Source organism: Achromobacter sp. GbtcB20, assembly GCF_019091095.1.
Lineage (GTDB): Bacteria > Pseudomonadota > Gammaproteobacteria > Burkholderiales > Burkholderiaceae_B > Achromobacter > Achromobacter mucicolens.
Window position 1 is genome coordinate 1 of record NZ_JAGXJZ010000779.1, and the last position, 245, is coordinate 245.

Here is a 245-nt window from a genome sequence, read left to right on the forward strand (position 1 = left end):
GTACAGGAATGAGCGCTGAAACCCGTGGCCATAACGATCAAGTGCAAAGGATGTTTGGCCAAGCATCGCGCCTACGAAGCCATGCCGAATCAGGTTTTTGGTGATATCCTCCGGTGCAACCGGATTTACTCCCATATCGAATCGAACTCCCCATTGCTCAATGGACTGATTGATAGGCTTCGAAATCTGAGTCAAGAATCCTTCGTCTCCACACGCCTCGGCGTTCAATTTTCCGAACGCCCCTT

1 protein-coding gene is annotated in these 245 nt (G+C 50.6%); it reads right to left on the reverse strand.

Translation table 11 applies throughout. The features are described from left to right. Window positions 1–195 (reverse strand): hypothetical protein (locus KVT32_RS31090; protein WP_217619531.1); only part of this gene is annotated, 195 nt, incomplete at its 3' end. Window positions 196–245: the final 50 nt, after the last annotated feature.